General features: G+C 52.1%; 12 protein-coding genes. 6 read left to right on the top strand and 6 right to left on the bottom strand.

Features of this window, described 5'->3' with window-relative positions; all coding sequences use genetic code 11:
* The first annotated feature begins 158 nt into the window (after positions 1 to 158).
* Positions 159 to 638: a phospholipase D-like domain-containing protein gene (locus tag FHS90_RS18580; RefSeq protein WP_182514143.1), complete on the top strand. Its 480-nt coding sequence runs from the start codon at positions 159 to 161 to the stop codon at positions 636 to 638.
* A 277-nt stretch (positions 639 to 915) separates the two neighbouring features.
* On the opposite strand, the gene FHS90_RS18575 is transcribed toward FHS90_RS18580, so the two are convergent.
* Together FHS90_RS18575 and FHS90_RS18570 are read right to left on the bottom strand one after the other, a co-directional pair.
* Positions 916 to 1,125: a hypothetical protein gene (locus tag FHS90_RS18575; protein ID WP_182514142.1), complete on the bottom strand. Its 210-nt coding sequence runs from the start codon at positions 1,123 to 1,125 to the stop codon at positions 916 to 918.
* Positions 1,126 to 1,304: 179 nt separating this feature from the next.
* Positions 1,305 to 1,649, bottom strand: coding sequence for a hypothetical protein (locus FHS90_RS18570; protein ID WP_182514141.1), 345 nt, complete (start codon positions 1,647 to 1,649; stop codon positions 1,305 to 1,307).
* Positions 1,650 to 2,137: 488 nt separating this feature from the next.
* Here FHS90_RS18570 and FHS90_RS18565 point away from each other — a divergent pair, with 488 nt between their 5' ends.
* Together FHS90_RS18565 and FHS90_RS18560 are read left to right on the top strand one after the other, a co-directional pair.
* On the top strand, positions 2,138 to 3,070 hold the full coding sequence (locus FHS90_RS18565) for an isoaspartyl peptidase/L-asparaginase family protein (RefSeq protein ID WP_182514140.1): 933 nt from the start codon (positions 2,138 to 2,140) through the stop codon (positions 3,068 to 3,070).
* Between the two features lie 346 nt (positions 3,071 to 3,416).
* Positions 3,417 to 3,635 carry a hypothetical protein gene (locus FHS90_RS18560; RefSeq protein WP_066835764.1) on the top strand — a complete coding sequence of 73 codons (219 nt, stop codon included), beginning with the start codon at positions 3,417 to 3,419 and terminating at the stop codon, positions 3,633 to 3,635.
* A 100-nt stretch (positions 3,636 to 3,735) separates the two neighbouring features.
* Here FHS90_RS18560 and FHS90_RS18555 read toward each other — a convergent pair whose 3' ends face one another.
* Positions 3,736 to 4,029, bottom strand: coding sequence for a hypothetical protein (locus FHS90_RS18555; protein WP_182514139.1), 294 nt, complete (start codon positions 4,027 to 4,029; stop codon positions 3,736 to 3,738).
* Between the two features lie 291 nt (positions 4,030 to 4,320).
* Between FHS90_RS18555 and FHS90_RS18550 the strand changes: the two genes are divergently transcribed.
* Positions 4,321 to 4,719: a response regulator gene (locus FHS90_RS18550; RefSeq protein WP_182514138.1), complete on the top strand. Its 399-nt coding sequence runs from the start codon at positions 4,321 to 4,323 to the stop codon at positions 4,717 to 4,719.
* A 145-nt stretch (positions 4,720 to 4,864) separates the two neighbouring features.
* Here the strand turns inward: FHS90_RS18550 and FHS90_RS18545 are convergent, their stop codons facing one another.
* A complete protein-coding gene (locus FHS90_RS18545; RefSeq protein WP_182514137.1) occupies positions 4,865 to 5,935 on the bottom strand; it encodes a chemotaxis protein CheB in 1,071 nt (356 codons plus the stop codon).
* A gap of 260 nt (positions 5,936 to 6,195) precedes the next feature.
* Between FHS90_RS18545 and FHS90_RS18540 the strand changes: the two genes are divergently transcribed.
* On the top strand, positions 6,196 to 9,186 hold the full coding sequence (locus FHS90_RS18540; RefSeq protein ID WP_182514136.1) for a CheR family methyltransferase: 2,991 nt from the start codon (positions 6,196 to 6,198) through the stop codon (positions 9,184 to 9,186).
* A 473-nt stretch (positions 9,187 to 9,659) separates the two neighbouring features.
* Complete coding sequence (locus tag FHS90_RS18535) at positions 9,660 to 12,716, top strand: PAS domain-containing sensor histidine kinase (RefSeq protein ID WP_182514135.1); 3,057 nt, start codon at positions 9,660 to 9,662, stop codon at positions 12,714 to 12,716.
* Positions 12,717 to 12,981: 265 nt separating this feature from the next.
* On the opposite strand, the gene FHS90_RS18530 is transcribed toward FHS90_RS18535, so the two are convergent.
* Together FHS90_RS18530 and FHS90_RS18525 are read right to left on the bottom strand one after the other, a co-directional pair.
* Positions 12,982 to 13,317, bottom strand: coding sequence for an STAS domain-containing protein (locus FHS90_RS18530; protein ID WP_066839427.1), 336 nt, complete (start codon positions 13,315 to 13,317; stop codon positions 12,982 to 12,984).
* Between the two features lie 55 nt (positions 13,318 to 13,372).
* On the bottom strand, positions 13,373 to 13,714 hold the full coding sequence (locus tag FHS90_RS18525) for an STAS domain-containing protein (RefSeq protein ID WP_066839425.1): 342 nt from the start codon (positions 13,712 to 13,714) through the stop codon (positions 13,373 to 13,375).
* Between the last annotated feature and the right edge of the window lie 262 nt (positions 13,715 to 13,976).

Genomic DNA, 13,976 nt, shown 5'->3' with positions numbered 1-13,976 from the left:
TGTTTTCTGGAAAACAGGCCGAAAACAGAAAAAGCACCCCTTTATAGGAGTAGAGCATGCTTCTGAGCCCATGAATAAATGAAGAAGGTGCGCCCTGGTACTTCTGCGCAGTTTCTGCGCTTTTAGAAAAACGTAAACAACCATTTCCTCTGCCCAATATGAGCTTCTTTTCCTCTTTTTCCGGTTCCTCCGCAATCAGGAGCGGCGTGTATTTCAGCCCCGGCGATGATTGCCTGAACGCCATTCTGCAGTTCATACGATCAGCCAAACAGTCATTGCATATCTGTGTCTTCACCATCTCAGATGACCGCATTACCCGGGCCATTGTAGACGCCTACCAAAACGGTGTGGAAATTCTGCTGCTCACAGACAATGAGAAGCTGTTTGACAAAGGCTCAGACATTAGGGAACTGGCAAACCAAGGCTTAGAGATCAGGGTAGACAACACCTCTAACCACATGCACCATAAGTTTGCCATTGCTGATCACAGCCACGTGCTTACCGGCTCCTACAACTGGACAAGGAGCGCCGCCCTGTATAACCATGAGAATGTGCTGGTCACCGCAGACAGACACGTGGCCGCGGCATATAGTAAACAGTTTGAGCAGCTGTGGGCCGAGATGGTGCCGTTTGGGTAACCAACTCCTGTTGCGGTCTTTTCTGCTCGTCTGCCCCGTGCCTCCCCAGTGGGCACGGGGCAGGCAAACCGCTCCTATCCACTGGTTGCTCAGGTCACGTACCTAGCGTTTTCTGTTTTGAGCCTGTTTTTCAGAAAACAGGCCCAAAACAGAAAGGTAGTAGGCTTTCACAGAGATGCCCCACCTTTTCCTGCCCAGGTTCTCCTACGCAGTGGCAGTAGGCCTTCCCAAATAATTGGCCAGGGTCAGGAAGTTATAGGAAACCGGCCCCGCTGCCTTACGCTCGTTTTCTGTTTTCCGGCTGGCTTGGCGTGGGCAACAGCTGCTGCCGTTTCATCCTGACCAGATACTCCCCAAACAACAGATTTCCGTAGGTGCTGCAATTGTCCAGAATCAACCCCTTCTGCCCGTCTTGGGTACTTACGGCGTACAGAACCGTGACAGTATTGGTGCCGCCGCGTTGGCTGAAGCGGTGGCAGGCATGCATGACCAGCTCTTCAGGCAGGTAACTGTAGCCGGTTTCAGGGCACCTGCCCCCCGTATTGAAACGTGTGGCGGTACCGTTGCGACCGCAAATAACCCAGGGCCTCCTCCAGGTCCTGGAAACCGCCCAGATTTCTATCTATCACCCTCTCCATACCAGGTACATCTACCGTTATTGCCTCCTCAACAAGCCTGCACCATATGGTACGCCTCTTCAAAATCTGGCAGTACCGAAAAAAAAGAAGTCAGGTGCATGGCCTGCAGCAGCTTTTGGTGAAGAGGGCTCATGTTCAGCAAGGTGATCTTGACCTGGGGGCTTTTCAGGAGCAGCAACTGGTTTATAAAATGGCAGAAGCCATGGGTTTTGACACACTGTATGCTGGCGCAGTCAATCCAGAGGTGGCACTCCAGCGGGGCGGCGCGGGGTGGCTGCAGACGGCGGCTCAGGCGCACATCGGCCGCGTTTACATCTCCCTGCAACAGTACAATTAACTTATCTCCAATTTTTTCTGTGATGATCTTCTGCATATATCTTTTCTCTGACAACTAATAAGGACTTTGAAATAGAATCTATTTGGTCTTACCCTTGCTGGTACGCCTCCCCAGCAGAGCTTTTGGCTTCTGTGCTTTCCAGCTTTTCAAATATTTAGGGTGCAGGATCATCTCTTTTTCTTTCAGTGGGGGAACAAAGGCTACCATAGGGTTATAAAAGCATTTATCCTTCATACGCTTTTGCCTATATAGAAAGTGCCGGAACAAACACGGCAAATGACATAGGGGAAACACTGATTTTAAGCAGCCGCCCAGATTTTTCAGGTGTTCAACCGGCCCTCAATCCATATAAAAGCAGACTATACGTCCTGGTTTTGAAATTTTTGAGAAGGCAAAAAAAAGAAAGCATCCGTAAAAACCCCCTCCCTTTCCCGTAGAAACCCGGTCAACAGCAGGCGCTCCCAGCCGTACACAGGAGCGCTCTCCTGCTGACAGGGCAGCTAAACCGACCTAACGTTACAACTATGGAAAATAAATGGGTGATCGCCATTCACGGCGGCGCCGAAAACCAAAGCCCAGACGATCTCAGTGAATCCAGGCAGGCGGCCTATGAGCAGGGGCTGGAGAACGCACTGATGGCGGGCTGGCACATTCTGAACGAAGGCGGAAGCGCGGTAGACGCGGTAGAGGCCGCCGTTAAAAGCATGGAAAACAACCCGCTCTTCAACGCGGGCAAAGGGGGCAGCCTCTCCAAAGACGAAAGCAACGAGTTTGACGCCTGCATCATGGACGGCAAGACCATGCAGGCCGGGGCAGTGGCCGGGGTAAAGCGCGTGAAGAACCCCATCAGCCTGGCAAAGACCATCATGCAACAGTCAAAGCACGTGCTGCTCTGCGGCAGCGGTGCTGAGGATTTTGCGCATGAGCAGGAACTGGAGTTCAAAGCAGATGCTTACTTTAAAACCCCAGAAAAAGAAAAAGCACTGAAAGAGGCCAAAAAGGAAGAAGCGACCTACGGCAAAGACACCGTGGGCGCCGTGGCGCTAGACCAACAGGGCAATTTAGCCGCCGCCACCTCTACCGGCGGGCTGGTGAACCAGTACCAGGGGCGCGTGGGCGACACTCCTATCATTGGGGCTGGCACGTACGCCAACAATGACGTCTGCGCCGTATCCTGCACCGGTGACGGCGAAGGCATTATGCGCGCCAATACCGCCCATGAGGTCTATGCCCTCATGAAGTACAAAGGGCTGTCTCTCAAAGAGGCCAGCCAGGAGGCCCTGCATCTCTACAAAGACCGCATTGAGGGAGACCGCAACTTCATTGCCCTGGACAGCCAAGGCAACGTGGAGTTCACCTTTGAAACCAGCCTCATGTTCAGGGCCTGCAAACGGGCCACTGAACCCGTTTATGTGGCTATCTGGCCAGATGAGCAGGTTATTTGGGAGAAGGAATAATTGTTCTGCTGAACCGCCCACCAGCAGGAGATAGCAAAACCCATGTGCCTCTAGGGCAGAAAGCTGTCTGGAGTGCTCTATTTCTCCCAGTAGCCGGCACGTCTTGATGTGCTTTACCGGTAAGGCAGCCTCTGTTTCTGGGCTGTTTTTCTAAAAACAGCCCAGAAACAGAGGCCCAGGCAGACGCTGGTGCCAGAGAAATTACCCAATAAAATCTAGAAGCAGGTTTACTGGGTAGAGGGGTCTTCTATGCTGCATCCTCAGGGCTCAACCTGCTTCAACGGCCAGGGAAGGGGCAGCTTTTTTTTACCGCCCTCCGCACCAAACCACAACCTCTTCCCCGTTAATGCCGAAGGAAAGGAAGGCGCAGAACGTTTACCAGATGATGAAGAAGTGGAACAACTATTACCGTATTGGCGTGACAGGGCTGGTACTTAACCTGTTACTGGTGCTGGTGCTGCCCTTTGTGGTAGACCCATATTTTGCGGCTATCTTTAACTCCTTCTTCCCAGTCTGGGTTATTCTACTGGTGGTGGGCTGGCGCAAAGAGCACCCGCGCAGGTAGAGCCTAAATAAAAGAGACGTCCGTTTTTGAGCTGTTTCTGAGAAACCAAGTCAAAAACGGACGTCTCGCCCAAGGATCATTACCCGCAGAACAAGCTTTCTCAGACCCTTCGCCTGGAAGGGTTGGCCTGAGAAAAGAAGTACAGGGAGAGATTTGACTTCTTCGCCTCTGCCATTCCGGCTTTGGTAATATAATAATACACGGGCCCGTTGATGCCTCTGCTGCTGGTAACGTACCCATGGTTCTCAAGCACTTTACAACATGCCTGCACCCGTTCTAACGGCAGCCCCGCCGTCTGGCAAATTGTCTCTGGTGCTACCGGCAAATGTACGGGTGAACCGTCTCCCTTCACTAAATTATATATTATCCGCAGCACCTTTTCTTCCGCTCTCATAGTCATTCCAATTTTAACAACTTGATTCTTAACGGTATTTATTTTTAGAAGGTTGTATAAATACTGATTCTATTGGAAGAAAATCAAGAAGTTTTACCTAGCATTTGAACTAAGAAAGTCAAATTAAACCATTTATTATCAGACACTTAAAATCAATATAGCTAATAGTTTATTTTTGCTTAGTGAATTTTCCAACGAAATTTTTAAACCAAATAGCCTCTGGAAGGTAAAAGACTCCAAACTTAAATACGTATTTATCTCACCACATTCAGTAGTTACCGCAACGCCAGCATGAGAAAGTTAGAGGCTGTTTTAGTTGTAGATGATGACCCGGCGTGCCTGTTTATTGCGAAAAGCATTTTTAAACGGCAGCACGTAGCCAATCAAGTGTTTACGGCGCACAACGGGCTGGAAGCGATTAAATTGATGCGTTCGGCGTGCACGCCTGCTTCGGGCATTGTCTGCCCAGATTTGATTCTGGTAGACATTCACATGCCCGTGATGGACGGCTTTACCTTTCTGGAGGCGCTTCAAGTGTTAAAGCTCCCTTCAACTCCGGTCATAGCCCTGCTGACCACCTCTCAGAACGTGAAAGACGTAAAACGGGCGAAGAATTTTCAGGTAGACGCTTTCCTGAATAAACCGCTCACCTTTGAATCTTTGGAAAACCTACTGCAACAAGCTGAGTAGCCAAAGCACCGGCTTCACACGAGTGCGCATTTCTCAGCCCTTTAAAGTTATTTGGTTTTCCGCCGGAGGCGATGCCGGTTTACCAAATAACGTGGCGTTGGTAACGTTTTTGGCCTGTTTTCCCAAAAACAGGCCAAAAACAGTGTTACGCCCGTTCGGCGTCTGCCTCATCTTCTGACTGCTGGTTGTTCTTGGCGTTGGCGTTGGCCAGGAGCACCTGCCTGATGCGTTCAATGTGCACCTTCAGTTCCTCGGCGCGTTCTTCCTGGGTGCTGGCCCAGTACTTGCTGCCCCGCTTGCGGTCCTGGTCTGCCAGGGAGCTGAGCATGGTGCGGCGTTCTTCCAGCATGCGCAGGGCCACCCACATGGTTTCCTCCAGGGCTTCCAGGTTGCCTTGCAGATAGCTTTCAGGGGTGAAGGAGTGGCCAACGTGGCAGCGCAAATGGCTTAAGGTACCGTTCTTCACTTCCCAGAGCGCCCCGCCGCAGTCTGGGCAGGTCACGGGTACCTGCGGCCCCATCACGCCCATCTCCTCAGAATGTCCGTTGCCTTGGGTCATGAGGCGTTCGGCAATGGTGGCCTCGTACTGAATGTCCTGGGGTACCTGGTGGTCTGTAGAGGCGGGCACCGAGACCAGTTCCTGCACCAACAGTCCCATTTCGCCCACGGGCACGGCATAGTCCACCTCCATCTCGTTCATCACGCTTTGGGGCATGTCGGGGTACTCGGCTTCGGCGGGGAGCTGCACCATGGTAAGGCCGCCGCTGCGTTTCACGGCCTGCATGCCCACGGTGCCGTCTTGCAGCATGCCCGTAAGAATAATGCCAATCACGCGGGAGTCATAGGCGGCCGCGGCCGACCGGAACAAAGGGTCAATTGCGGGCCGGAACAGGTTTTCGCGGGGGCCTTTGGTCACCAGCATGCGGCCGCGCTGCAACAACAGGTGGTGGTCTTGGGGGCAGAAATACAGGTGGCCGGGCTCAAAGGTTTTTTCATGCTCGGCCACTTCACAGACCAGCTGCGTGTTCATCTGCAGGCGGTTGACTAGAATTTCTACATTAGACTCACGGGCCAGGTGCTGCACAATAAAAATAGAGGCAGGCAAGTCTGCGGGCAACTGGCTGACCAGCTTGGTGAGCACGGCCATGCCGCCCGCCGAGGTGCCGATGACCACGATGTCGTGGTGCTGTGGTGTTGGGGTTTTGTGGGTTCGCATCAGGGGGTTGTACGTGCGTTTCTGCATTTAAGTCATTGAACCGGGCAGTGAACGCAGAGCTGGCAACTTTTTCAGCATTTACCGCTATAGCATTAATACACGGTAACCGGAATTTATACGGTATCTTTCGGCGCAGCTTTCCCTAAAGGAATGAAAGAGCCCCAGAATATGTAACTTGTATGCCCCCGAGAGGAAGTAACCCGTATTCTTCTTCCCGGCTTTTTGAAACGGCGGAGGAATTTGCGGGGGTGCCTACCTTCATGAATCACAACCTTATGGTAGAAAGCAAAGCCCCCATTTCCTCTTCGTCTCCCCCACCCTCTTCTTCTGAGACTTCGGCCCCCGTGGCCAAGACCGCCGCGGCTGCGCCAGACAATTTTCTGGTAGTGGGCATTGGCGGCTCAGCGGGCTCGCTGGAAGCGTATGAGGCTTTCTTCCAGAACCTGCCGCCCACCACGGGCATGGCTTTTGTGGTCATTCCGCATTTGGCCCCTGAGTACAAGAGCAACATGGTGGAGATTCTGCAACGGCACACCCCGCTGCCCGTGCATGAAGTGACGCAAGACCTGCCCCTGGAGCCGGACAACGTGTACGTGGTAACCCCGCACCAGGAAACAGGGCTGAAAGGCGGCGCTTTCCGATTGCTGCCGCCTACCCTGCCTGCCCACCAGCGCCTGCCCATTGATTTTTTCTTCCAGAGCCTGGCCCGTGAACTGCGCGAAAGGGCGGTGGCGGTGATTCTGTCTGGCTTGGGTTCAGACGGTACGCAGGGCCTCAAAGCCATTGTAGAGAACTACGGCATGGTCACGGTGCAGGAACCCGAAACCGCTTTGTTTGACAGCATGCCCCGCAACGCCATCAAGACCGATTTTGTGGACTACGTGCTGGCCCCCGGGGAAATGCCTAAAAAGCTGCTGGCCTACGCCAACACCCCCGGCCAGCAAGGCCGCCCATTGCTGGACAGCAAGAAATCTGAACTAACGCTGCAGAAGGTATTCTACTACATCAAGAACCAGACGGGGCATGACTTCTCCCAGTACAAGCGCAACACCATTTTTCGGCGCATTGAGCGCCGCATGAACCTGCACCAGATAAAACAGTTCTCTCAGTACGCAGCTTACTTGAAAGAAAGCCCCAATGAGGTGGAACTGCTGTTCAAGGAATTCCTGATTGGCGTGACCCGCTTCTTCAGAGATGAGGAAGCCTTTGAAATGCTCAAGCACAAATTCTTGCCGCAGCTGCTGCAGGAAAAGAAAGAAGGCGACACCATACGGGTGTGGGTGGCGGGCTGCTCTACCGGCGAGGAAGCGTACACCCTGGCCATTCTGCTGCAGGAGTGCATTGAGCTATACCCGGAGATTGAGAACCTGAAGATACAGATTTTTGCCTCAGACATTGACCCCGTGGCCATTGAGCGGGCCCGCAGCGGCTATTACCCAGAGAACATTGCCGCCGATGTGTCACAGGAACGCTTGAAACGGTATTTTGTTAAGATTGAGAACCAATACCACATCAGAAAAGAGCTGCGCGAAAGAGTGGTTTTTGCCCTGCACAACGTTACCCGTGACGCGCCTTTCACCAAACTAGACCTGCTCACCTGCCGTAACCTGCTCATTTACCTGTCACCGGAACTGCAGCGCAAGGTGTTCCCCGTGTTCCATTATTCGTTGAACCCCAGCGGCCTGTTAATGCTAGGGTCTTCAGAGACCATTGGCGGGCACCCAGACCTGTTCCAAACCTTAGACGCCAAATGGAAAATCTACCAGCGGTCAGAATCGGCGGTGCCCATGTCCCGCATTGATTTCCCGTTTTCATTTTCCACCACTGAACCTGTTAAACCTTTGCCAGAACCTGCCTCCCAAGTGAATAGAGAATTAACCATGTCCACGGCGGTGCACCGCATCATGCTGGACCAGTTTGCCCCGCCGTCTGTGATTGTCAATGCCAAAGGCGATATTTTCTACATCCATGGCCGCACGGGCCGTTACCTGGAGCCCGCCCCCGGACAGGCCAAGCTCAACATTTTTGACATGGCCCGCGAAGGCCTGAACTATGAACTGAACAACGCCATTCATAAAGCACATTTGCTGCATGAGGTGGTCACGGTAGAACAGGTACAGGTAAGAAACGAGATGGGTACCCAGTTCATAAAACTCACCGTAAAGCCCCTGCACGAGCCCGAGATTCTGAAAAACTTTTTGATGGTGGTGTTTGAGGAGATTCCCGCCGAAAAGAAGAAGCCCCGCCGCAGCCCCAAAGGCACCGCCGAAACCAATACCCAGAAAGACGAGATTATTGGCCAGCTGGAGATGGAGCTGCAGTTCACCAAACAGCGGCTGCAAACCACGGTAGAAGAAATGCACTCTAGCCTGGAAGAGCTTAAATCTACCAATGAGGAGCTGCAGAGCGCCAACGAGGAACTGCAAAGCACCAATGAGGAAAGCATGACGAACAAAGAGGAAATGCAAAGCCTTAATGAGGAGCTCATGACCATTAACCTGCAGTACCAGACCAAGACCGAGGAACTCATCAACTCCAACAATGACATGAAGAACCTGTTGGACAGCACCGAGATTGCCACCATCTTCCTGGACCAGCACCACAACATCAAGAACTTCACGCCGCAGGCCACCCAGATTTTCAACCTCATCAGGTCAGATGTGGGGCGCTCCATCACCCACATTGCCTCTAACCTTAAGTACCAGAACATCACCAAAGACGTGAAAGAGGTGCTGGCCAAGCTGCAGAGCAAGGAAATCCATATCCAGACTGCCGATGAGCGGCAGTGGTACTCTATGCGCATTATGCCGTACCGCACGGTAGAGAATTTCATTAACGGCGCGGTGCTCACCTTCACCAACATCACCGCGTTCAAAGAGATGGAAATCAATTTGGGGGCCACCAGTATGTACGCCTCGGCGGTGGTGGACATGGTGCACCAGCCGCTGGTGGTGCTAGACCACCTCTTGCGGGTAGAAATGGCCAGCAAAAACTTTATTGAGACGTTCAAGCTGGTGCCCGAGCAAGTGAGCGGCCAATGGCTCTTTCATTTGGGCAACGGCCAGTGGGACATTCCTGCGCTGCATGAGGCTATGGAGCAAACCCTCATTGAAGCCAAAGAACTGCGTGATTTTGAACTGGAGCATGATTTTGCCATGCTAGGCACCAAAAAGTTGAAGCTGAGCACCCGCCGCGTCGCGTACCAAGACAACAAAACCTTTAAAGTCATTCTGGCCATTGACGTATTCTAAGAGCGGCAGTCAGGCGCTGCGTTGACCATTCACCGTAAGCCTGTGCGCCCGCCAGAGACTTCTTTCTGTTTTCGGGCTGTTTTGGCCAAAACAGCCCGAAAACAGAAACTGCCCCGCCGCCGCCTGTTCAGGATAGAAAAATCTTTACAGCCGCTGGTTTTCAGGGGTAACGGCAGCAGATGATGGGGAACAAGGCTTTCTGGATTCCGTACACATTCGGGCAGAAACCTGCCTGGTAAAATGAGGCCTTAGCTTTTGTGACGAAGGGGGAACGTTCACAAAGGCCAATAGATTTGGGAAGCCGTTCCGTTTTTGGCCTGTTTTCCGGAAAACAGGCCAAAAACGGCCGCGTGACTTCTGGTGGATAGCACCAAAACCAGTTTATCACTTTGTGTTCCGCTAAAAAGAGTTGTATCATAACGCAGCCCGTTCACCCATTTTCCCCCACTAAGATGAACCGAGACTTGTTTCCTATGCAGGCACACCAGAACTCAAAATTGCGGGAGCGCGCCGAGAAACTGCAGCGTCTGGTCACGGTGGAAGAAGCCGAGAAGATGTCGCCGGAGGAAGTGCGCAACCTCATTCAGCAGCTGCAGATTTACCAGATTGAACTGGAGATGCAGAACCACCAGCTGGAACTGAACGCCGCCGAACTGGAACAAGCCCGCAACAAATACCAGGACCTGTATGACACCGCGCCCTTCGGGTACCTTACCTTAGATGAGCACGGCGTGATTGTAGAAGCCAACCGCAGCGCGGCCCGCTTGCTCCAGCACCCCCGCATGGAACTGTATGACATTGGGTTCAGTTTTTTCATTCACCCCAACAGCATTGCCGACTTCTACTCCCTCTTCCGGAAGTTAAAGGATGGCACCCAGCCGCAACGGGCGGAGCTGGAATTGTTTCCGCCCAAAGGCGACCGTATCTGCGCCCAGATAGAGGCCGTGCAACTGCCGCAACAAGGGGCTGCCCCGCTCTTCCGCCTGGTTTTCCTGGACGTGACCGAGCGCAAAAAAGCCGAGGTGGCCCTCAAAAAGAGTGAACAGTTGCTCAACGGCATCATCAACAGCGCCATTAACGGCATACAGGTGTTCAAGGCCATCAGGAACCGCCAGGGCCAGATAGAAGATTTTAAATGGCTGCTCCTGAACCACGCCGCCGAGGAGTTCATGCACACCAGCTTCGCGCAACTGAGCCAAACCACCATGGCGCAGGAGTCACCGGAAGAAATTACGTCGGGGCGGTTTATCCGGTACGCGCAGGTGGTGGAGACCGGCGAAACCCAGACCTTTACCGCCCACTTCAAAAAAGCCGAACGGGAGTACTGGCTCAACCTGGTGGCCGTGAAAATGGACGACGGCTTTGTGCTCACCTTTGAAGACATCACTGAACAGCACGTGGCCCATGAGCAGTTGAAAGAAAACCAGCACTTTGTGAAAGCAGTGGCTGAAGCCGTCCCTGATTTTATTTATGTAGATGACCTGGAGGCGGGCCACACCATCTATAGCAACCATTTCTTTCTCCAGAAATTAGGTTTTACCCCAGCAGAGGTTACCTCACGCACCAGGGAGATATTCCTGAGCCGCCTGCACCCAGATGATAAAGACAACTTCTTAGCCCGTAAACACCACTTTGCCCAGATGGCAGACGGCAAGTTCCTGGAATTAAAGTTCAGGGCAGAAGCTAAAAACGGCTCCTGGAAAACCTTCTTTATACGGGAAACCATTTTTAAGCGCAACAAAGACGGGCAGCCGCTTCAAGTGGTGGGGGTGAGCCAGGATATCACTGAACAGCTGCGGGCAGAACAGGAACTGCGCCAGATGCATGAAACCGTCACGTCCATTCTGGAAAACCTGCCTATCACCCTCTGGCGCTTTGCCAAAGACGGCCAGGTGCTGGAATCCAGGGGCTCAGGGCTAAAGGCGCTGGGGCTCAAAGAAAACCAACTGATAGGCCAGACCTTTGCCGCCGTGCACAAAGAACTGGATTCTCAGATCAAAGACACCTTGCAGGGAAACAAAATCAGTACCCTGGCCGAATTTGAGATTGACAACGAGAAAATCTTCAAACAGGTGTACCTTTTTCAGGATTCCAATTCGGGCGAAGCCATTGGCTTTTGTCTGGATGTGACTGAGCAGAAACGGGTGGAGGCCGAGGTGCAGTGGCGCAACTTCATCTTAGACCAGCTCATCCAGAAGCTTCCGCTCATTTTAGGCATCCTGAACAAAGACGGCACCTATCTGGAGCTGCGGGGCAAGGGCTTAAGAAGGCTGGGCATTGCAGACAATGAACTGGTGGGGCACAATCTGTTTGAATTTTTCCCCCAGCTAGAGAATTCACTGGAAGAAATTCTGACCGGCGAGGCGGTAAACTTTATTGAGCGCAAAGAATTTAACGGCCTTTATGCCTATTACCAGAATTTCGGGCTGTTTGACCCCAAGAGGGAATACGGCATTGCCTTCGCCATTGACATCACCGAGCTGATTGAAACGCAGGAAAACCTGCTCAACCAGAAAGAATTCTCTGAGAATCTGCTGGAGAACAGCATTGACGGCATTATGGCCTTTGACCAGAACCTGTGTGTCACCTCCTGGAACAAAACCATGGAACAGGTACTGCAGGTCTCTAAAGAGCACGTGCTAGACAAGCCACTGCCGTTGCTCTTTGCAAAGAAGCACCAGACCTATGTGCAGCAGCAGGCAGAGCGGGTGTTGCGGGGCGAGCACCTAACCACCTATGAGATTCCCGGATTGGAGACCGAGCGTGTGTTTGAGGTGAACCTGGTGCCGTTCACCAATGCCGCTAAAGAAGTGGCCGGTGCCTTGGGCATTGTGCATGACATCACGCAACAGCGGCAGCGGCAGGCCGAAGAAACCCGTTTTAAGCTGTCTCAGCAGAAAGGGATCATGGATGCCGTGCTCACCACCCAGAATGAGGAGCGCAAACGCATTGCCGAAGCCCTGCACAACAGCCTGGCCCAGCTGCTGTACGCCGCCAAACTCAACCTGGAAGACATTCAGCTGGAAGGAAATGTGCAGAAAGAAGCGTTACTGCCCCTGCAGAAGGTCTCCAGGTTCCTGGAGGAGGCCATTAAGGAAACCCGCACGCTGGCGCATGAGCTCATACCCAGGGTGTTGCAGGATTTCGGGTTGAAGTCTGCCCTGAAAGACCTGGCCACGCGGCTTACCACCGGTTCCTTTACGGTACAGTGCGTGGTCACGGGCTTTGACCAACCGGTAGACCATACCCTGGAGACGCACCTGTTCCGGTTTGTGCAGGAGCTCCTCAACAACGTGATGAAGCATGCAGAGGCCACCTCTGCCCTGGTGCAGGTGGTAGACAAGGGCCCTACCATTAGAATACGGGTGGTAGATGACGGAAAGGGAATGCCGGCAGAATGGCAAACCAAAAACCTGAAAGGGATGGGAATTGCTACCCTGAGAGACCGGGTAAAACTATTACAGGGCACCATTAAGATTGACTCCGCCCCCGGCGAAGGCACCACCGTCACCATTGATCTGCCTCATTAGGTTATATTGCGTTTTTGGCCTGTTTTCAGAAAAACAGGCCAAAAACAGCTTTGCCGTTGGTACTGCCCCGCGGCGGCAATGCCGGGTTAGGGATAGGGGCTACTTTCTGTAAAACGCCTTAAAATCAGAACCCTTGGCACCCGCAGACGCCCGCGCCAGACACAGAAGGCCCGTTTGAAGAGCGTGTAGCACTGCGCGTAAATGTTTCCCTATAAAGTTGGTGTGACAGGTGGCAGAAAGGAGTGATATAGAACGGCCGCAGAGGTTATTTTACTTGCAGCTCGGCTTCTTTTTTAGACGGGACAATGGTCATGAGCATGTGCAGGCCCAAGAGTTCAAACACATTTCTGACATGGTCACTCATGCCGTAAAGCACCAGGTTAATGTTTCTTGCCTCAAATGACCCCAGATGCGAGATCATCACCCCCAACCCAGCTGAGGAAATATATTTCAACTCCTCAAAGTCAATCCAGAGTTGTTCAATAGGTCTGCATAATGCCATTTCAATCTCTCTGTCTAACTCCAGGCACGTAGATGCATCTAACTCGCCGTTCAAACGCAAGATGTACGCCTGCTCCCCCTCCTCATATGTGATCTTCATTGGCTTTTTTTTATTAAAGTAAGTAATTTAGGATCACAAAACACAATTTAATTTATTAATTATTCTTTAAATACAACTCAGCTGTTTCTGGAGAATCCAGCACCTTTACCAGTGAATCAAACCCTGAGTTATTGACAAGCGCTTCTATGGCTTTGTTCAAACCACAGAGAAGTAACATTTTCTTCTGTCTCTGAATCTGCTGCACAAACGGCAGCAAGCCCCGCAGGCCGGTGGCGGTGACGTGCTCCACCCCTGTCATGTCTATCAGGAGGTGCCGGGGGGGTGAGAGGGCCTCCAACTGCAACCTTTTAATGATTGCCTCTGCCGTACTACCGTCTAGCGTACCTTTTAACGTAGCAAACAAAGCCCCACCTGTTACCTTCGTTTGAATTTCCATGGCCGTACAGATGCATCTGCTTTCTAAAGGTGTCTTTTTTATTCTACTCCCCCCTTACAAAAGTAGCGATCAATTAACCGCAAAAAAATGATACTTCTACTCAATTTCATACATAAGTATAAATACTGAATTTGAGTGCAAATACTGTAAATCTCTATGAGTTTATGTATGAAGCTGTTTAGAGTTTAATAACTTCCAAAGAATTAGGGAGGTAAAAGTGTTTGCGACAACATTTCTCACCAAGCCCTAACTCAATGGAAGC

Source organism: Rufibacter ruber (genome assembly GCF_014138425.1).
GTDB lineage: Bacteria > Bacteroidota > Bacteroidia > Cytophagales > Hymenobacteraceae > Nibribacter > Nibribacter ruber_C.
The sequence above is the reverse complement of the archived record's forward strand: the minus strand, read 5'-3'. Positions and strand labels throughout refer to the sequence as shown.